This window comes from Nitratireductor soli (assembly GCF_001050155.1).
GTDB classification, from domain to species: domain Bacteria; phylum Pseudomonadota; class Alphaproteobacteria; order Rhizobiales; family Rhizobiaceae; genus Nitratireductor; species Nitratireductor soli.
Map to the genome: position 1 here is coordinate 15,397 of NZ_LFVY01000025.1, position 19,461 is coordinate 34,857.

Sequence of the window (19,461 nt, forward strand, 5' to 3'; positions counted from 1 at the left end):
TTCTTGTGGCGGCTGGGCCGTGAAACCGCGTTAATAGGTGGCTCGACCGCCGGAGAGATCGAAAACCGCACCGGTGGTGAAGGCGTTTTCGGCGCTGACCAGCCAGGCGATCATCGCCGCGGCTTCGCCGACCTCCAGGAATCGCCCGCGCGGAATGCGCGACAGCATATAGTCGATATGCTGTTGTGACATCTGGTCGAAGATGCGCGTGCGTGCGGCCGCCGGCGTCACGCAATTGACGGCGATGTTCTGGTCCGCCAGTTCCTTGCCGAGCGATTTGGTGAGCGCGATGACGCCCGCCTTCGAGGCGGAATAGGCGGCGGCGTTCGGATTGCCTTCCTTGCCGGCGATCGATGCGACGTTGACGATGCGGCCATAGCCGCGCTCAGCCATGCCCGGCACCACCGCCTTGCAGCAATGGAACACGCCGGTGAGGTTGATGTCGATGATGCGCCGCCATTCCTCGACCGGATAGTCGGCGACCGTCGCGTTGGCGCCGGCGATGCCGGCATTGGCGACCAGGATGTCGATCCCGCCAAGGGCCTCCTCCGTTTGCCGGGCAGCGTCCCGCACGGCATCGAAATCGGTCTGCTCGACGGCGATCGACATCGCCTGCACGCCCATCTCGGCGGCGGATGTTCGCGCCAGCGTGTCGTCGCGGTCCCAGATCGCCACGCGGGCGCCCGACGCGATCAGCCGTTCGGCCACGGCGCGCCCGATGCCCTGCGCGCCGCCGGTCACGACCGCATTGCGGCCCTTGAGATCGATCTCGTTCATTGCATTTCCTTCTGTGGAAAAGAGTGAGCCATGGCGTTCAGCCGGCGAAAAAGCGTTTCGCGTCGGGCGTGTAGCGGGCGACGTGATCCGGGTCGAGTTCGATGCCGAGGCCTGGCAGGTCGGGAATGGCGAGACAGCCGTCGGCGTCGAGGCTGAAGGGCGCCCGCGTCAGCCGGTCGACATAGGCGCTGCCGCCGATGTACTCGACCAGGTCGCAGTCGGAAATCGCCGCCGCCAGTTGCAGGTCGGCGGCAAGGCCGAGCGCCGTGTTCCAGCCGTGGCCGACATAGCGCACGCCGAATTCCTGCGCCATCCAGGCGATGCGGCGCTGCTCGCTGAGGCCGCCGACCTTGGTCACGTCGGGCTGCACGATGTCGAATGCGCCGCGCACCAGCCATGGCGTGTAGGATTGCCGGCGCGTCAGCACCTCGCCGCCGGCGATGGCGACCGGGCTTGCCCTGCGCAGCGCGATGAAATCGTCGATGGCGTCCGGCTTGAGCGGTTCCTCGAACCAGCCGACCCCGTAATCCTTCAGCATCTGCGCCGTGTTGAGCGCCCATTTGAGGCCGTTCGGCCAGAAGGCGTCGCTGGCGCCGGCATCGACAAACAGGTGCGCATCGTCGCCGATTGCATCGCGGGCCGCCCGCACGATGGCCTCGTCGAGTTTCGCGCTGTCGCGCCGCCCAAACGGACCCCAGCCGATCTTGAAGGCGCGAAACCCCTGTTCGTAGTGGGGCGCGATCACCTCGGCCATGCGCTCCGGCCGGTCCATCAGCAGCGAGCAATAGGGTTTTGCCCGGTCGCGATAGCGCCCGCCGAGCAGGCGGCCGACCGACAGGCCTGTCGCCTTGCCCAGTATGTCCCAAAGCGCGATGTCGATGCCGCTGATCGCATGCGTCAGGCTGCCGCCGCGTCCCATCCAGAACGTGTTCTGGTGCAGCTTCTCGCTGACCCTGTCCGGTTCCAGCGCATTCTCGCCAATGAGCAGGGGTTCGAGCACGCCGGCGGCGGCTTCGACCAGCCGGCCATTGGTGAACGCGCTGCCGTAGCCGGAAATCCCCGCATCGGTGTGGATGGCGATCAGCGCGTGGACGGAATCCTTCTCGTCGATCTCATGGCTCCACCCTCCTTGCGGGCTTTCGCCCTGCAGGGGCGCGACACGAATCGCCGTGATGCGGATCGGCATGAGAGCTTTCGCCTGCTTTGTCGGTTCGGCCCCGTCGATGCGACCGTGCATGGTCTTTCTCCATGAAGAATTACACAATGTTTGGAGCCGGCTGCCCCTTGACAGAAATCAATATAGTATACAATCATACGAAACAAGCTCTCTTCTGGATAGGAACGCGGCATGAGCGTCACAGCGGCCAAAAGCCGGATCGTCTGCACCATCGATTTCGACAGGAATGGCCGCCAGGCAGGCTATGCGCGCGCGCCTTTGTCGCGCAACAATTCCGGCTGGGGCACGGTCGAGATTCCCATTGTCGTCGTCAAGAACGGCAGTGGGCCGACGGTTCTCCTGACCGGTGGCGTGCACGGCGACGAGTATGAGGGACCGATCGCCATCTCCCGGCTGGCGCGGAGCCTGAAGCCGGAGGAGGTGCAGGGCCGCGTCATCATGATGCCGGCGGTCAATATTCCGGCGATCATGGCCGACACGCGGCTCTCGCCCATCGATGGCTGGGACATCAACCGCTGCTTTCCGGGCAATCCGAAAGGCACGTTCAGCCAGATGCTTGCCCACTTTCTCGACAGCGTGATCCTGCCCATGGCCGACATCTCGGTCGACATGCACACGGCCGGCCACTCCTTCGATTCGGCACTGTCGACCAACATGCATCATGTCGCCGACCCGGCGATCCGCGAAAGGACCATCGCCGCCGCTGCGGCATTCGGCGCGCCGTACAATGTCGTTTTCGGCGGCGTGGATGAGGATTCCACATTCACCTCCTGCGTCGAACGGCGTGGCATCGTCTCGCTCGGCACGGAGCTCGGCGGCTGGGGCCGGGTCAACATCGAGGGCGTGCGCATCGGCCGCCGCGGCGTCGACAACATCCTGAAGCATATGGGTGTCATCGAGGGCGAGCCCGAGACCGGCCAGCGCGACGGCTCGCCGAAGACGCGGCACATGATGGTGCGCGATCCGCAATCCTATGTCTTTTCGCCGAGGGGCGGGCTGTTCGAGCCGACGCATTATGTCGGCGAGGAGGTGCGCGCAGGCGCCGTCGCCGGCTACCTGCATTTCATCGAGGATGTCGATTCCGAGCCGCTGATGCTGACCTACCAGAAGGACGGCATCGTCTGGTTCGGCGCCGGCCCTGGCCGGGTGGCGCGCGGCGACGCGGTGGCCATCATCATGGAAGACTATGCCGACGATTGGTCCGGCCACTGAGCCGGACGCTTGATCCCCCAGTAAGGACCAACCATGCCGACTGTTCTGATTGTGGAATGCATGCAGGAGATCTCCTCCTTCAATCCCGTTCCCTCCGAATATGAGAACTTCGAAGTCGAGCGCGGCGAGGCATTGCTCGGCCACCGCGGCAAGAACACTGCCATAGGCGGCGCGCTGTCCGTCTTCGAAGCCGACGCCGGCATCCGCCTTGTGCCGACCATCGCCGCCCGCGCCGGCAGTGCCGGTCTGCTCTCCAGCCAGGGCTGGCAGCAATTGTCGGCGGAACTGCTCGACGCGGTAGCGGCGCGCCTGGATGGCGTCGACGGCATCTATGTCTCGTTGCATGGGGCAATGGGCGCCGATGGCGAGCTTGACCCGGAGGGCCATCTGCTGAGCGAGATCCGCCACATGGCCGGCCCGTCCGTGCCGATCGTCATATCGCTCGACCTGCACGGCATCCTGACCGACCGCATGATCCGCCAGGTGGACGGCATGGCCATCTACCACACCTATCCGCATGTGGATTTTGCCGACACCGGCGCGCGGGCAGCGCGGCTTCTGCTTGGCCTCCTGTCGGGCGGCGTCGCGCCGACCGTGGCGCGGGTGGTCATCCCGGCGCTCGTGCGTGGCGACGAACTGATCACCCGCACCGGCTGCTATGGCGACCTGATCGGCGAGTGTCGGCGGCTCGAGCGCGAGGGAACCGCGCTTTCGGCCGGCATCATGATCGGCAATCCATTCACCGACGTGCCCGAACTCTGCAGCCAGGTGATCGTCGTCACCGATGGCGACGCGGCGGCGGCGCAGCGCGAGGCCGAGCGGCTGGCGGCGGAATTCTGGCCGATGCGTCACCGCATGCAGGGCAAGCTGATGCCGCTCGACCGCGCCATCGCCCAGGCGCGCACCATCGATGGCCCGGTCTGCTTCACCGATGCGGCCGATGCCACCTCGTCCGGCGCCACCGGCGATTCCAACGCGATCCTCCATGCGCTGCGCGACAAGGGGTATCCGAAGCGCGTCCTGGCGCAGATCGTCGATCCGGAGGCGGCCGCCGCCGCCCACCGGGCCGGCGTCGGGGCGCGTGTGGAGGTCACGCTGGGCGGGGCGATGGACCCGGCGCGCTTCACGCCGATGCCGGTCAAGGCGCACATCAAGCTCCTGTCCGACGGCTCGGGGCGGCTGGAAACGATGAAGCTGGTGCTCGATGCGGGGCCGACGGCGGTGCTCGAATACGACAATGTCACGGTGGTCGTGATGAGCCGTTCGGTCAGTCTGTTCGACCGGGCCATGTATTTCGCCAATGGGCTGAACCCGGCCGATTTCGACCTGATCGTCGTCAAGTCGCCGCATACGGAATACGCCATGTACGACCAATGGGTGGAGAAGAATTTCAACATCGACGCGCCCGGCGCCACTTCCGCCGACATCCGCCAGCTCGGGCACACGATCTGTGCCCGGCCGATGTTCCCGCTCGACGACATCGCCGATTTCGCGCCGAAGGCAAGCCTCTATCGCCGCACCTGAACACGGAGCCTGGAACACAGAATGAAGATCGAGGCCGTCGACCTCTTTTACCTTGCAATGCCTGAAATCACCGACGAGGCGGACGGCAGCCAGGACGCGCTCCTGGTCCGTGTCAGCGCGGGCGGCCTTGTCGGCTGGGGCGAATGCGAGGCGGCGCCGCTGCCGTCCATAGCCGCCTTTGTGTGCCCCAAATCCCATGGCGTGTGCCGGCCAGTCGGCGCCTCGGTGCTCGGCCAGGTGTTGGAAGGGCCTGAGGACATCGCACGTATAGCCGCCCTGGTCGGCTACAATTCCATGGATCTCCTGCAGGCGCCGCACACCTTCTCCGGCATCGAAATGGCGTTGTGGGACCTTTTGGGCAAGAAGCGGCAGGAACCGGCCTGGCGCCTGCTTGGCTACAAGACCGCGCACCGCAAGACGCCCTATGCCTCGCTGCTGTTCGGCGACACGCCGCAGATTACCCTCCACCGTGCCCGCAAGGCGCGGCAGGACGGCTTCTCGGCGGCCAAGTTCGGCTGGGGGCCGGTGGGCCGCGGCGATGTGAAGGCTGATGCCGATCACTTCGTCGCGGCCCGTGAGGGCCTGGGCCGCGATGCCGAACTGATGGTCGATGTCGGGCAGATCTTCGTTGAGGATGTCGAGGCCGCGGCAGCCCGGCTGAAACCGCTCGACGAGGCTGGCGTCCTGTGGATCGAGGAGCCGTTCCACGGCGGTGCGCTGGAAGCTTATGCGGCGCTGTCGGCGCGTGGTGCGCGCGTCCGCGTCGCCGGCGGAGAATCGGCGCACAACGTGCACATGGCGCAGCACCTCATCGTCTATGGCGGGATCGGCTTCGTGCAGATCGACTGCGGCCGCATCGGCGGCATCGGCCCGGCCAGGAAGGTTGCCGATCTGGCGGTGGCGCGCGGCGTTACCTATGTCAACCACACCTTCACCTCGCATCTGGCGTTGTCGGCGTCCCTGCAGCCCTTCGCCGGATTGTCGGAAAGCCGCATCTGCGAGTATCCGGCCGATCCGAAGGCATTGGCGGCGGCGATCACCGAAAATCACATCGTGCCCGGCGCCGATGGCCTGATCGCCGCACCCGATGCGCCAGGCCTCGGCATGGACGTCGATCTTGAAAGCCTGAAACCCTATCTGCTCGATACGGAGATCCGCGTCGGCGGCCAGGTGCTCTACCGCACGCCCGCCATCTGACCCAGCGTTGCCGTCAGGCTGCGCTCAAGCGCCCATCGTGCCGGCGAAATGGCAGGCCGCCAGATGCGTGCCGTCGTTCATGGCGGCAAGCGGCGGCTGCTCCTTCCGGCAAATCTCCTGCGCCATCGGGCAGCGCGTGTGGAACCGGCAGCCCGAGGGCGGATTGGAGGGGCTCGGCAGGTCACCCTTGATCGCCGAATAGCGCGTCTTGCCGCGGTTGCGCGATGGCGCCGAGCGCAGCAGCGCCACCGTGTAGGGGTGGGCGGGGGCGTCGAAGATCGCCTTCTTGCTGCCCGTCTCCACGACCTTGCCCAGATACATCACCATCACCCGGTCGGAGATATGGCGGATGACGCCGAGATCGTGGCTGATGAACAGATAGGTGAGGCCCAGTTCCTTCTTCAGGTCCTGCAGCAGGTTGAGGATCTGTGCCTGGATCGACACGTCGAGCGCCGAGGCGGCCTCATCGCAGACGATGAAGCGCGGATTGAGCGCCAGGGCGCGGGCGATGCAGATGCGCTGCCGCTGCCCGCCGGAGAATTCATGCGGGAAGCGTCCGGCATGATAGCTGGCCAGCCCGACCAGGCTGAGCAGTTCGGCAAGCCGCCTTTGCTGCTCGACCGCATCGCCGACGCCGTGAATGACCAGCGGCTCCATGATCAGTTCGCCGACGCTCATGCGCGGATTGAGGGCGCCGAGCGGGTCCTGGAAGATGATCTGCAGGTCGCGGCGCATGGCGCGCATTTGCGCCGCATCGAGGGCGCGCAGATCGACCCCGTCGAATTCGACCTTGCCGGCGCTGGGCTCGATGAGCCGCAGCACGAGGCGCCCGACCGTGGTCTTGCCGCACCCGCTTTCGCCAACCAGCCCCAGCGTCTCGCCGGCGTTGACGGTGAAGGAAACGTCGTCCACCGCGCGGACGGACCGTGCCTCAGAGAAAAGTCCGCCGCGCGTCTCGAAACGCTTTTCCAGGGCCTCGACGCGCAACAGGGGCGTGCTAGCTGCGTTCATTGGTGCCCTCCGGGAAAACATAGCCGGTGTTGCGGATGCAGGCGGCCAGGTGGTCATCGCCACAGGGCATGAGGACGGGGCGGCCCTGGCGGCATGGCTCCTTCGCCTGCGCGCAGCGCGGCTCGAAACGGCAGCCCGGAGGCAGGTTGAACGGCGGCGGCACGGTGCCGGGAATGGCATACAGCCGCTCGGTGTCCGTCTCGCTCGAGGGAATGCTGGCCAGAAGCCCTTCGGTGTAGGGATGGCCGGGCCGCGTGAATGCCTGTTCGGCGCTGGCATCCTCCACCACCTGCCCGGCATACATGATCATCACCCGGTCGGTGAAGGACGACACGACGCCGAGATCGTGGGTGATCATGATCGTCCCCATGCGGTATTCCTCCTGAAGATCCTGCAGCAATTCGAGGATCTGCGCCTGGATGGTCACGTCGAGGGCGGTGGTCGGTTCGTCGGCGATCAAGACGCGCGGATTGCAGGCGAGCGCCATGGCGATCATCGCCCGCTGGCGCATGCCGCCGGACATCTGGTGGGGGTACTCGTCGATGCGCTGGGCGGCAGCCGGAATGCCGACCCGCTTCAACGCGTCGAGGGCGCGCTGCCTCGCCAGCCTGCGGCTTACCCCGTCATGCCGGCGGATCGTCTCGACGATCTGCTCGCCGACGGTGAGCACCGGGTTCAAGGCCGTCATGGGCTCCTGGAAGATCATGGCGATGGCCGCGCCGCGCAAAGCCTCGTAGCGCCGCTCGCTGGCGGTCAGCAGATCCTCCCCCATGAAGCGCAGCCGCGCGGCACTGATCCGCGCATGCGATGGCAGAAGGCGCATCAGGGCAAGCGCCGAAACACTCTTGCCGCTGCCCGATTCTCCGACAATGCCGACCACCTCGCCCTCGCGCAGGGTGAAGGAGACGCCATCGACCACCGGCAGGGAGCCGAACGAGATGCGCAGGTCGCGCACCTCGAGCAGCGGTGGCTCCGTGTCTGGCGCAGCCTTCGCGCCCTCGCGATGGGTCATCATCCCTGTATCGTGCAGCTTCTGATCATCAACCATGTGATAAATCGTATACTATCATACGATTTAGGCAAGAGCCTTGTCGCATGCACCGCAGCATGCCCGCCCCCTGCGCAAAGGTCGAGAGGGAGGGTGTCGACCGAACGTCCGCGCGATGGGCAGGCTTTGAGAACGCTATGGCCGCCGATGGCCGCATCGGTTAAACAGCCATTGTCTTCCTGGCGCGCCCGCTGCGATCGCTTCCTTCAACCTTCCGGAATCAATTCGACATGGCAGATTATCTGATCCTTGCCGTTGCCGCATTTTGCGCGGGAACATTGAACACGGTTGCCGGCGGCGGGACGTTTCTGACCTTCCCGGCGCTGGTTTATACCGGCGTGCCGGTCGTGGCGGCCAACGCCACGAGCGCCGTGGCGGTGTTTCCCGGCTATCTCGGCGGTGCCGCGGGCTTTCGCGAGGAAATTGCCGCGTTCGACCGTGCAAGGCTCCTGCGGATCGGCATCCTGACCGCCGCGGGCGGCCTGGTCGGCTCGTTGCTGCTGCTTGTCTCCTCGAATGAAGCGTTCTCGCTGGTGATTCCGTTCCTGCTGGCCGCGGCGACCCTGATTTTCGCCTTCGGTGGAAAGATCCAGGCATGGGCGCGCCGTCAACAGGTCGAGGGACGGGAAGGATGGTTCGGCACCCTTCTGGTGTCGGTCTATGGTGGGTATTTCAACGGCGGCCTCGGCATTGTCCTGCTCGCTCTGTTCTCCTGGTGGGGGATGCGCGACCTCAACACGATGAATGGCCTGAAGAACGGACTTTCCTTCATCCTGTCGGCCATCTCGGTGGCCACCTTCGCGCTCGCCGGATTGGTCGCCTGGCCGCAAGCCCTGGTGATGATGGTCGCCGCCACCGCTGGGGGCTATGCCGGTGCGCCATTGGCCCGTGCGCTTCCGCCGCGCGTGGTTCGTGCCGTCGTCATCCTGGTCGGCGTGGTGATGAGCATCATCTTCTTCGCCCGCCTCTTCTGACTTCAGGGCCGCCTCGAGACCGGCTCTGGTCACGGCGCGGCACTTGCTGTATCAGGGCGTTGGTCCAGATCATGCGCGTGACTATCGATATGCCAAAATTCTTTGCGCCCGATGCCCGTCGCCGCCGCTTTCTCAATCATGCGGGTGGCCTCATCGCATCCCTACGGCCCCTGGCGTGAAGCCGCACGGCTTCGCCACCAGGGGGCATCACTCCGATCCGTAGCCGGCATCCGCCTGAACAGGGCGCGATCGCCGGAAGACCACCGTATCTGATGTTTCAGAAACGCCGTCCTTGCGCCGCTGCTTGATTGGCGCGGCGCCGGACGGCGCATGATCACAAGGACCATCGCGTTGAAAACGCTCATTCTCGGCGGCGGCGTCATTGGAGTGACGACCGCCTACTATCTGGCGAAGGCAGGACATGAGGTCGAGGTGATCGACCGTCAGCCCGGTCCCGCTCTGGAAACCAGCTTTGCCAATGCCGGCCAGGTGTCGCCCGGCTATTCCTCGCCCTGGGCCGGCCCCGGCATCCCGGTGAAGGCGCTCAAATGGCTGACCATGCGACACGGGCCGCTGGTGGTCCGCCCGCGGCTGGACCCGGCCATGTGGATGTGGATGCTGCAGATGCTGCGCAACTGCACCTCCGCCCGCTATGCGCGCAACAAGGCGCGCATGGTGCCGATCGCCGAGTACAGCCGCGATTGCCTGCAGGCTCTGCGCGCTGCGGAAGGGTTGGTCTATGACGAGCGGAGCCAGGGAACGCTGCAATTGTTCCGCACCCAGGAGCAACTCGACGGCATCGGCAAGGATGTCGAGGTGCTGCGCGCGTTCGGTGTAGCCCATGAGGTGCTCGACCGGGCCGGCTGCATCGCCCGCGAGCCGGGGCTTGCCTCCGCCCGGGCTGATTTCACCGGCGGCTTGCGTCTCCCGGGCGACGAGACCGGTGATTGCCGGCTGTTCACCGAAGAACTGGCAAAAATCGCGGCGGATATGGGGGTGCGTTTCACCTTCGGAACGGAAATCCACGGGATCGTTGGCGACGGACGTCGCGTCGGGGCGGTCCTCACCTCCGACGGAGCGCGCACGGCCGATGCCGTGATCGTCGCGCTGGGCAGCCATTCGCCGCTTCTCCTGCGCAGCCTCGGCATCGCCATCCCGGTCTATCCGGTGAAAGGCTATTCGATCACGCTGCCCTTGACGGACGTGGACGCCGCGCCCGTCTCGACCATCATGGACGAGACCTACAAGACGGCGATCACCCGGCTGGGCGGCCGAATCCGCGTCGGCGGCACGGCGGAACTGGCCGGCTACGACCTGACCCTGCGTCCGGCCCGCCAGCGGGCGCTCGAGCAATCCTTCACCGATTTGTTCCCGCGCGGTGGCGACGTCGCTCAGGCGTCGTTCTGGTGCGGGCTGCGGCCGATGACGCCCGATGGGCCGCCGCTGGTCGGTTCCGCGCCGCTCGAAGGGCTCTATCTCAACACCGGGCACGGCACGCTGGGCTGGACCATGGCCTGCGGCTCGGCGCGGCTGCTGGCGGACATCATCGACGGGCGCGAGCCGGAGATCGATGCCGCCGCGCTGGGGCTCGCGCGTTACGCCGGATAGCCTGCGCGCGTGACAAGCCGGACCGGCCTGCTACCTGCCCATCCAGCCGCCGTCGACCGGCAGGATCGCGCCGTGAATGTAGGCGGCGGCGGGTGAGGCGAGAAACACGGCCACGCCGGCGATGTCGCCGGGCTCGCCCCAGCGGCCTGCCGGGATGCGCTCGAGGATTTGCCGCGAGCGCTCCGGGTCCTGGCGCAGGGCGCGCGTGTTTTCCGTGGCGATGTAACCGGGCGCGATGGCGTTGACATTGACGCCGAGCGGCGCCCATTCGTTGGCCAGCGCCTTGGTCAGCCCGGCAACGCCATGCTTGGCGGCGGCGTATCCGGGCACGCGGATGCCGCCCTGGAAGCTCAACAGCGAGGCGATGTTGACGATGCGCCCATGGCCGCGCCGGCACATACCGCGTCCCGCCGCCTGGCTGAGGAACCACAGGGCGTCGAGATTGGTCGCCATCACCGCCCGCCAGTCCTCGGACGGATGGTCGACCGCGTCGGCGCGGCGGATGATGCCGGCATTGTTGACCAGGATGTCGAGCGGCCCGAGCGCATCCTCGACATCGGCGACCAGAGCTTCGGCATCGGCGATCCGCATCGCGCCAAGGTCGGCGGCGACCGCATGGCCCTGCCGGCCGGCGCGGCGGACCGCCGAAAGCGTCTCGTCGCCCGGCCGCGCGTGGGTGGTGATGGCGACATCGGCTCCTGCCGCAGCCAGCGCGATCGCGATCGCCTGGCCGATACCGGCCGCCCCGCCCGTCACGAGCGCGCGTCGGCCTTTTAGCGAAATGGCAACTCCGTTAGTTTCTTCGGCCATGAGGGTTCTCCGGGATGCTGGAATGGATGCGATGGAACCGAGGGCGCGGCTCGTCGGGGCTTTCGAGCTGGCGTTCTTTGCGCGACATTTGCTGCAAGACGCCTCCGCCGGCTAGCATTTTGCAGCCAAGCGGGTTCACTTGGCGTCGCATAAATGCTGTGAAAACAAACAGATAGGGTGTCTTGAGTGAACTTGTACTCACGAAAAACGCCCTAGTTTCCCGCCAGCCGCATGCCGTCGCCGTCGAAGGCATGCAGCAGGTCGCGCCTGTAGGAGAGGGCGATCCGGTCGCCCTTTGCGATGGCCGGCTGACCGGGCAGGACGGCAAGCACGCGCTCGCCGCCGCTGGCCGTTGCATGCACCACCGTTTCCGCGCCGAGCGCTTCGACCAGCCTCACCTGGACGGGAATTTGCGGTTCGCCGTCCTGCGCCAGATGCAGATGCTGCGGACGCACGCCAAGCGTTACCGCGCCCATTGCCGCGCCGCTGTTCGTTGCCGCCTTCACCGGTGTCTTCTGTCCGTCGAGGAAGGAAACGGACAGCCCGTCCGGCAGTGTTTCCTCCACCTGGCCTGGAAAGAAGTTCATGTTCGGCGCACCGATGAAGCCGGCGACAAACAGATTTTCCGGCTTGTTGAACAGGTTGAGCGGCGTGTCCACCTGCTCTATGCGGCCGCCGCGTAGCACGACGATGCGATCGGCCAGGGTCATCGCCTCCACCTGGTCGTGGGTGACGTAGATCATCGTCGTCTTCAGCCGCGCGTGCAGGCTGGCAAGCTCGGCGCGCATCGTCACGCGCAGCTCGGCGTCGAGATTGGACAGAGGCTCGTCGAGCAGGAAGGCGGTCGGGTTGCGGACGATGGCGCGGCCGATGGCGACGCGCTGGCGCTGGCCGCCGGAAAGCTGGCCCGGCCGCCGGTCGAGATAGGCTTCGATCTCCAGCATGCGCGCCGCCTCGGTGATGCGCGCCTCGATCTCCTTGCGCGGCATGTGCGAATTTTCCAGCCCGAAGGCCATGTTGCGCCGCACCGTCATGTGCGGATAGAGCGCATAGGACTGGAACACCATGGCCAGGCCCCGGTCGGCCGCTGGCACCCGGTTGACGATTGCCCCATCGATGCGGATGTCGCCGGCCGTCGGCTGGTCGAGCCCGGCGATCAGCCGCAGCAGGGTCGACTTCCCGCAGCCCGACGGGCCGACGAACACCACCAGCTCGCCATCGTCGATCTTCAGGTTGATGTCGTTGAGAACCTCGACGGAGCCATAGGCCTTGGCGATATGGTCGAGCGTGATGCGGCCCACGGGCGTCCTCCTATTTCAGTCCGGTGCCGGCGATGCCGGTGGTGATAAAGCGCTGCAGGAAGACGAACACCAGGACCACCGGCAGCATGGTCACCACCGTCATCGCCAGGATGTAGTGCCATTGCACGTTCAGCTCGCCGGCATAGGTGTTGAGGCCGACCTGCAGCGTGTAGAGCTCCTTGCGCGACAGGACGATCAGCGGCCAGAGGAAATCGTTCCAGCGCCAGACCACGGAGAAGATGGCAAGCACGGCCAGCGCCGGCGCCGTCAGCGGCAGGACGATGCGCCAGTAGATCTGCCATTCCGAGGCCCGGTCCATGCGTGCCGCGTCGATCAGCTCATCCGGGATGGTCAGCATGTATTGCCTGAGCAGGAACACGCCCGTGGGGGTGGCGACCGTCGGCAGGATCACGCCCCACAACGAGTTGAACAGCCCCATGGCGCTGATGATCGAATAAAGCGGCACCAGGATCACCGACAGCGGCACCATCAGCGTTGCAAGGATCAAAAGCATAACGAAGGAGCGCCCGCGAAACTGGTATTTCGACAGGGCGAAAGCCGCCATGGAATTGGTCACCAGCGTGATCAGCGTCGCCATCAGCGTGACGAAGACCGAGTTGCGCAGATACAGCAGGAAGTCGAAATGCAGGAAAGGCTCGGTGTAGTTCTCGGTCGCAAAGCTGATTTCGCGCACCGGCGTGCGCTCGGCGATGTTGACCTTGACGATCTCGCCCGGCGCCTGCGGGTCGATCATCTGGGCGACGATGCCGACGCGGCGCAGCTGTGCCAGGACACGTGTCTCGCCGTCCTCGCCGGTCACACGATAGAGCGGCAGCGGTTTGTCGTGCCCCTCCACCATCGCTTCCGCCGTCACATAGGGCAGGATGGTCGGCGGGAATTCGGCGAGTGCTGCCGGCGATTTGAAGGACGAACCGACGAGCCAGATGGCCGGGCCGAACATCATGATGACGCCGCCGATCAGCCAGGCCCAGGTGAAGATGTCGGTCCAGTGCCAGGACGCGCCGCCGCGTCGGCGCAGAAGGAATTCGGCGACCCGGCTCATTTCGCGGCTCCGGCATTCTGATTGCGCCGGCTGGCGGCAAGCTGCAGCAGGGTCAGCACGACGAGCACAGCGCCCATCAGGATCGAGGCGGCGGCTGCAAGCCCCGGATTGCGGATGAGCTGGGCGAAACCGATCTCGTAGATATACTGGGTGAGGAACATGGTGCTGGTGCCCGGCCCGCCGCCCGTCAGGACATAGACTTCGTCGAAAATCTGCACGGCGCGGATCAACGCCAGGACGATCACGACGATCAGATTGGGCATCAGAAGCGGCAGCGTGATGCGCCAGAAGACGCGCGCCGGGCGCGTGCCGTCCATCTCGGCGGCCTCGTACAGGTCTTTCGGGATCGCCTGCAGGCCGGCCAGCAGGATCAGCGCGTAAAACCCCATATGCGCCCAGACGGACACCATGATGGCGGCGGCGAAGGCCCAGAACCGGTCGGTCAGCCACAGCACCTGGTCGATGCCGAACTGGTGCAGAAGATAGTTGAGCAGGCCCTGCCGTTGCAGGATCCAGCGCCAGATCAGGCCGACCACGACGGGCGACAGGAGCACGGGAAAGAAGAACACGGCGCGCCAGAAGCCGCGCGCGCGCAATTCGCGGTTCAGGATCAGCGCCGTGATCATCGCGACGACGGTCATCAGCGCCACCTGGAACAGGACGAAAAGCGCCGTGTTGCCGGCGGCGTTCCAGAACAGATCCTCGACGCAGCTTCGCTTGTCGAGATAGTTTTCGCAGGTCAGCAAGCGCTCATATTGCTCGGCGCCCACATAGGTGCGTCCGCTGAGGAACAGCGCGCTGCCGCCGGTCATCGAGTAGGCGAAGTTGATGACCAGCGGGAACAGGACGAAAATGCCGAAGATCGCCATGTTCGGCGCCAGGAAGAAGGCCGCCATGCCGTTCAGGCCCGTCGCTTTCTGCAAGGCGCGCAGCGGCGGGTCGATCAGGGCGGCGAGCCAGCCGACCGGCGCGACGAGCGCGGCGCCGGTCTTCTTCATGATGGTCGATGCGGCCATGGCGACGGGCTGGCCTCAGCGCGAGGCTTCGGCCACCGCGTCGGCGATGTCGCTGTCGATGCTGGTATAGGCTTCCTCCAGCGTCATCTCGCCGGCGATCACCTGACTGACACGCGTGACCAGCGCGTTGTAATAGGCCGAGGCCCATTTCCAGGCGGGCAGGGCGGCGGCGTTTGGCGCGACGGCCGAACTTGCCTTGACGAACACGTTCAGCGCCGCCTTGACGTTCGGGTCATCGCTCTGGAAATCGAGGCCCTTCTCCACGACGCCCTTGTGCGCCGGCAGGAACAGCGTGCGTTCGGAGAATTCCTTGACGATGTCTTCCTGCGCCAGGAAGTCCATCACCTTGCCGACATCTTCGGCATTCTTGGTGTATTTGATGCCGACCAGCGCCGCGCCGCCGGGTAGTCCGGTGCACGCATCAGGGCCGCAGGGGCTTCCGGTCGCCACCCAGTCGAAGGCGTCGCCGATCTTGGTCGACAGATTGGCCACCTGCCAGCTTCCCGAATAGTAGAACGGCATCTGCGCATTGATGAAATCGTCGGCCGCTGCGCGATAGGTGGAGCCGGCGGCGCTCACCCACACTTCCTTCGAATGGCTGTCATCGGCATTCCATTGGACGAAGCGCTCGATGAACGCCTTGGCGCCGTCATCGAGCTTGGCCGGCATGCCGTCCGCGGCGATGAAATTGGCGCCGTATGAAATCGCCGGGCCGGAGATGCGGTGGCCCGAGCGGTCGATGGCGAAGGCCATCGGAAGCTGCTGGCTTGCCGCCACCTTGGCGGAAGCCGCGGCCCAATCGTCCCAGGTGGCTTTCTCACCGGGGATTTCCACGCCTGCCTGCTCGAACAGCGTCTTGTTGGCGAAGCCGCCGGTGAGCGTCAACTGCGTCATGAAGCCGGTGATGGCATCGGAACCGTCCGGCCGCATCCAGTCGGCCTGCGGGCCGAAACTCGTGCGCCAATAGTCGGGATCGGCGATATGCGGCGTCAGGTCGAGCCAGTGATCGGCCAGCGCCTTGATGTTCGTCACGCGGGCGATGTCCGGTCCCTGGCCGGCCTCGAGCTGGATGGGAAGCTGCTCCTGGATCACGCTGTAGGCGACATTGTCCAGGATGACGTTGATGCCTGGATTGTCCTTCATGAAGCGATTCAGGAGGTCCTGGATCACCTCGCCCTCGACGCCGTCCGAATACCACATGACGCGGACATCGCCGGCGAAAGCCTGTGCCGTGGCGGTCAATCCGACCGTCAGGGCCAGAACCGCGGATTGCATGGTCTTCATTGCCTTCTCCTCCACAATCGTTGCAAACGCGCCGGTTTCTGGTGGAATTCATTCCACTAGCCGGCCTTGATCCGCACGGCCTCCTGCAATGGCCCGATGGCCATTTCCGTGCGATTTCCCAAAACTGTCCAATCCTCCGGCTTGAGCAGGCGCCCCTCCGCGGCCACATGGCCCGAGGCCATGAAGCGCACGGTGCCATAGTCCGGGTCGTCGATGACAAGCGTTTCGTCGTCCGCCACATGCAATGCCAGATCGGCGAAACGCCGCTCAAAGGCATCGAGGTCGCCATGCTGGCGCCCATCGCCGAGGCGGACGATCCAGTGGCCGGAGCGGGCGTTGAGGCGCAATTCGCTGCCGGCGGTCGGCCCGCTTGCGACGCGTTCGAGCGGCGCGCTGGCCTTGACCAGGACGCGCCCGCCATCGCAGGCGGCCGTCGCCATATGGGACGAGACATGCGCCGCATCGAACACGGCGAGCGGCAGCCAGGCATGCGAGAAGTCAGGCTGCTCCTCCTTGCCCTCGAAGACGAGAACGGCCAGGTCGCGATATTGCTGCACACGCGGAATGGTGGCGCTGCCACCCCAGTAGGAGGGGCGGCCAAAGCCCGAATGGATGACCTCTCCCGGCTGGTTGATCCACAGCTGCGCGTCGGGATCGCCGCCGATGCGCGCATGCAGCAGCGTCTCCTGATAGCCCCATTCGTTCCAGCGATAGGCAGCCGCCGTCCCCATGGCGTGGTCGGCGGTCTTGTAGTGATAGAGGCGCGCAAAGCGGTTTTCGCCCTGCGCGAAGGTCCATTCCTGGGCGCTGTCGCCGGTCAGGGTGGCGCGCTCCGCGAGCGTCGGCGGCACCAGGCCATGGTCGCGCAGGCACAGGGCCAGTTGCGGCAAGGCATGGAACCGTGCGCCGTAGTGGCCCCGGCCCCACAGGAGCCGGGCGATGGCCGACAGTTCCAGCGAGCGGCTGGCGCGCAGCGTGTGCTCGTAGCTGCGGCCCTGCGCGGCGGTCACCACGCCGCGATGCGCCGAATTGGCGATCACCTCCATCAGCCGCGTGATGGCGCGCCCGGCGCGGGCGGAAATGCCGGCATCCGGCGCCAGCGCGTAGAGCGTGGTCAATCCTTTGAAATCGATGGGAAAATAGGGAGCCGAATTGAACTCCGCCATCTCCCATTGTTCGAAGTGGTCGAGCCAGGCGCGCACGCGTTCGGCGCCGATCGCCGATTGCGCGCGGCCCAGCCGGCCCGAGCGGCGGAAACGGGTTTCGGGCAGCAGATGGCCGGCGAGATAGGCGGCGGTGTGGAACAGCAGCGCGTGGTTCTCGGAAAAATACCACTGCACGTCATTGCCCGGTTCATCGAACCAATAGCGATAAGTGGCCATCGCATCGTCGATGCGGGCAATGAGTGCTGCCGGCAGGAGGTCCGCGTAGCGCGCCCGGCACCAGATCATCGGCACCAGGTGGAAATCGGCACAATCGTGGCAATCCTCGATCGCCGGCAGGGATTTTTCCAGCATCGCCTGCGTTTCGTCGCCGCCATCGCCGAGTGCCAGCCTGGCCAGCGCGCGCACCGCGTCGGGCTCGGCGAAATCGGCGACTTCGCGGAGCGCCTCGCCGATGCGCGCGCCGGCCGCCGCGGGCGGCGAGCCCTGCCGCTCCGCGTGACAGATTTCGACGCCGAACGTGCGCGAGGCGGCAAAGCCATTCGCGGCGAGCGTCACGGTGAAATGGCGAAAATCGCCCGGCAGGTCTTGCGCTCTGGCGATGACCAGCCGGTCCGCTCCGGCCGTCAATGTCGACGTCAGGGCCAGTTCCTCGCGCGACATGAAATCGCCCTCGACGCTGGTCAACGTCTCGACGGTAAAGGGCAACGGGTCCGGCAGACGCAATGCCACCTCACCACCCGTATAGGCGACGGCCTCGAAATGCATCCCCGACAGCGCAGCCTCGATGGACGCGGCAGCCTTCGCGTCACCAGCGACCGGCAAGGCCATCTCGGCGGACGGGCCGTCGAGATAATCGAGCTGGATATAATAGCGCGCGTCACGTTCGGCCAGATCGTCGAAATAGACGAGAACCTCGTTTTCGCCCGCTTCGAGGGCAGTTTCGAACACTGCATCTTGTTCGAGATTGCGCGAATACGGGGCGAGATAGCCCACCTCGCGGCCATTGACGTACAGAACCGCCCCACCACAGGTCGCAAGCTTCAACCGGCACGCCCCTGCCTGTTGCGCGATGATGACCGTCCGCGCCCAGGTGGCCAGCCGGGTCGGCCGGAACCAGAAGCCCGACAGGTCGAGCCTCGGCGAGCCGAAGGGCAGCCAGTTGCACTTGGCCATAAAGCTGCCTTCCACAGAAGGGCGCTTGCCGCGATGCTCGGCGGCGAATTGCGTCCGGCACGGATATTCGTGCGGAATGAAGTTCTTCTCCCTGGTCAGGAAGAAGAAGGGATCCATGGCGCCCACCATCGTCTGGTCGGGGAGGTCATAGCGGCGTTCGGTCGTTTCCCCCACCTGCCAATAGGTGACGGATGCGCCGGTCGTGAGCCGGCGGCACAGATGATGTTTCGAGGAGGAACGTGCCGCTTCGCTCATCACAGTATGTCCGCGATCGCCACCGGATCGACGTCCGTATAGGCCTGGTTTTCGCCGGTCATGCCCCAGACGAAGGCATAGGGACCGGTGCCGGCGCCCATATGGATCGACCAGGCGGGCGACAGCACCGCGTCGCCATCGGCGACCGTCAGGTGCCTTGTGTTGTCGGGCCGGCCCATGAAATGAAACACCCGGTCCTCGGCGGCCATGTCGAAATAGCAATAGGCCTCCATGCGCCGCTCGTGCAGATGCGGCGGCATGGTGTTCCAGATGCTGCCGGGGGCAAGATCGGTGATGCCCATCAGGAGCAGGCAGGAGGGGGCGACCTCCGGATGAATGTACATGGCGAGCCGGCGCTGGTTGGCGCGGCGCTCCTCACCCATTTCAACCGCTTTCGCCTCGGCGCGCTTGATCAGCCGGTGTGGATGGTCGGCGCCGGCCGGCACCGAGTTCATGTAGAAACGCGCCGGCTTCGTTGCCTCCACGCTTGCCATTGCAACGCTTTTCGCCCCGCGCCCCACATAGAGGATATCGCGGTTGTCCAAATGATGGGTGACCCCGTCCACGGTGATGGCGCCGGCGCCGCCGAGATTGGCGATGCCCATTTCGCGCGCCGTGAAGAAGGTTTCCGTGCCGACGTCCCTGCCATCGCCGAATTCAAGCGCCTTGTCCGTCGGACAGGCGCCGCCGACGATCATGCGGTCGACATGCGTGTAGGTGAAGGCGATGCGGCCGGGAACGAACAGCGACGGGATCAGGAATTCGGCGCGCAGCCGCGTCGTATCCATCGCCGAGACGTCGTTCGGGGAAGCGCCGTATCTCACATTCATCGTCATCTTGCACCCCAAGTCATCTTGTACCCATT

General features: G+C 65.7%; 16 protein-coding genes. 5 read left to right on the forward strand and 11 right to left on the reverse strand.

Going from position 1 to position 19,461, the window contains the following annotated elements:
- Positions 1-30 precede the first annotated feature (30 nt).
- Both AB843_RS23380 and AB843_RS23385 read right to left on the reverse strand, forming a co-directional pair.
- On the reverse strand, positions 31-777 hold the full coding sequence (locus tag AB843_RS23380) for an SDR family NAD(P)-dependent oxidoreductase (protein WP_048649332.1): 747 nt from the start codon (positions 775-777) through the stop codon (positions 31-33).
- Positions 778-814: 37 nt separating this feature from the next.
- Positions 815-2,014: a mandelate racemase/muconate lactonizing enzyme family protein gene (locus tag AB843_RS23385; RefSeq protein WP_048649333.1), complete on the reverse strand. Its 1,200-nt coding sequence runs from the start codon at positions 2,012-2,014 to the stop codon at positions 815-817.
- A gap of 111 nt (positions 2,015-2,125) precedes the next feature.
- Here AB843_RS23385 and AB843_RS23390 point away from each other — a divergent pair, with 111 nt between their 5' ends.
- The 3 genes from AB843_RS23390 to AB843_RS23400 are packed head-to-tail and all read left to right on the forward strand — an operon-like array spanning position 2,126 to position 5,887.
- On the forward strand, positions 2,126-3,166 hold the full coding sequence (locus AB843_RS23390) for a succinylglutamate desuccinylase/aspartoacylase family protein (RefSeq protein WP_048649334.1): 1,041 nt from the start codon (positions 2,126-2,128) through the stop codon (positions 3,164-3,166).
- A gap of 33 nt (positions 3,167-3,199) precedes the next feature.
- On the forward strand, positions 3,200-4,690 hold the full coding sequence (locus AB843_RS23395) for a M81 family metallopeptidase (protein ID WP_048649335.1): 1,491 nt from the start codon (positions 3,200-3,202) through the stop codon (positions 4,688-4,690).
- A 21-nt stretch (positions 4,691-4,711) separates the two neighbouring features.
- Positions 4,712-5,887, forward strand: a complete 1,176-nt coding sequence (locus AB843_RS23400) for a mandelate racemase/muconate lactonizing enzyme family protein (RefSeq protein ID WP_048649336.1) — start codon at positions 4,712-4,714, stop codon at positions 5,885-5,887.
- A gap of 24 nt (positions 5,888-5,911) precedes the next feature.
- Here AB843_RS23400 and AB843_RS23405 read toward each other — a convergent pair whose 3' ends face one another.
- Together AB843_RS23405 and AB843_RS23410 are read right to left on the reverse strand one after the other, a co-directional pair.
- On the reverse strand, positions 5,912-6,898 hold the full coding sequence (locus tag AB843_RS23405; RefSeq protein ID WP_048649337.1) for an ABC transporter ATP-binding protein: 987 nt from the start codon (positions 6,896-6,898) through the stop codon (positions 5,912-5,914).
- Positions 6,885-7,946, reverse strand: a complete 1,062-nt coding sequence (locus AB843_RS23410) for an ABC transporter ATP-binding protein (protein ID WP_244468071.1) — start codon at positions 7,944-7,946, stop codon at positions 6,885-6,887. Before AB843_RS23410 ends, AB843_RS23405 begins: the two co-directional genes overlap by 14 nt.
- A gap of 230 nt (positions 7,947-8,176) precedes the next feature.
- On the opposite strand from AB843_RS23410, the gene AB843_RS23415 reads away from it, so the two are divergent.
- Positions 8,177-8,920 carry a sulfite exporter TauE/SafE family protein gene (locus AB843_RS23415; protein ID WP_048649338.1) on the forward strand — a complete coding sequence of 248 codons (744 nt, stop codon included), beginning with the start codon at positions 8,177-8,179 and terminating at the stop codon, positions 8,918-8,920.
- Between the two features lie 351 nt (positions 8,921-9,271).
- A complete protein-coding gene (locus tag AB843_RS23420; protein WP_048649362.1) occupies positions 9,272-10,528 on the forward strand; it encodes a D-amino acid dehydrogenase in 1,257 nt (418 codons plus the stop codon).
- A gap of 30 nt (positions 10,529-10,558) precedes the next feature.
- Here AB843_RS23420 and kduD read toward each other — a convergent pair whose 3' ends face one another.
- The 7 genes from kduD to kduI form a co-directional block, all read right to left on the reverse strand.
- Positions 10,559-11,338, reverse strand: a complete 780-nt coding sequence (gene kduD / locus AB843_RS23425; RefSeq protein WP_048649339.1) for a 2-dehydro-3-deoxy-D-gluconate 5-dehydrogenase KduD — start codon at positions 11,336-11,338, stop codon at positions 10,559-10,561.
- A 212-nt stretch (positions 11,339-11,550) separates the two neighbouring features.
- On the reverse strand, positions 11,551-12,639 hold the full coding sequence (locus AB843_RS23430; RefSeq protein ID WP_048649340.1) for an ABC transporter ATP-binding protein: 1,089 nt from the start codon (positions 12,637-12,639) through the stop codon (positions 11,551-11,553).
- Positions 12,640-12,649: 10 nt separating this feature from the next.
- Positions 12,650-13,702, reverse strand: a complete 1,053-nt coding sequence (locus AB843_RS23435) for a carbohydrate ABC transporter permease (RefSeq protein ID WP_048649341.1) — start codon at positions 13,700-13,702, stop codon at positions 12,650-12,652.
- Positions 13,699-14,718: a carbohydrate ABC transporter permease gene (locus tag AB843_RS23440; protein ID WP_048649342.1), complete on the reverse strand. Its 1,020-nt coding sequence runs from the start codon at positions 14,716-14,718 to the stop codon at positions 13,699-13,701. Before AB843_RS23440 ends, AB843_RS23435 begins: the two co-directional genes overlap by 4 nt.
- A 15-nt stretch (positions 14,719-14,733) precedes the next feature.
- Positions 14,734-16,002 (reverse strand): ABC transporter substrate-binding protein, encoded by a 1,269-nt coding sequence (locus tag AB843_RS23445; RefSeq protein ID WP_048649363.1) that lies wholly within the window; start codon positions 16,000-16,002, stop codon positions 14,734-14,736.
- Positions 16,003-16,058: 56 nt separating this feature from the next.
- Complete coding sequence (locus tag AB843_RS23450; RefSeq protein WP_048649343.1) at positions 16,059-18,596, reverse strand: hypothetical protein; 2,538 nt, start codon at positions 18,594-18,596, stop codon at positions 16,059-16,061.
- Positions 18,596-19,432 carry a 5-dehydro-4-deoxy-D-glucuronate isomerase gene (gene kduI / locus AB843_RS23455; RefSeq protein ID WP_082143985.1) on the reverse strand — a complete coding sequence of 279 codons (837 nt, stop codon included), beginning with the start codon at positions 19,430-19,432 and terminating at the stop codon, positions 18,596-18,598. The genes AB843_RS23450 and kduI overlap by 1 nt, the downstream gene beginning before the upstream one ends.
- Positions 19,433-19,461 lie beyond the last annotated feature (29 nt).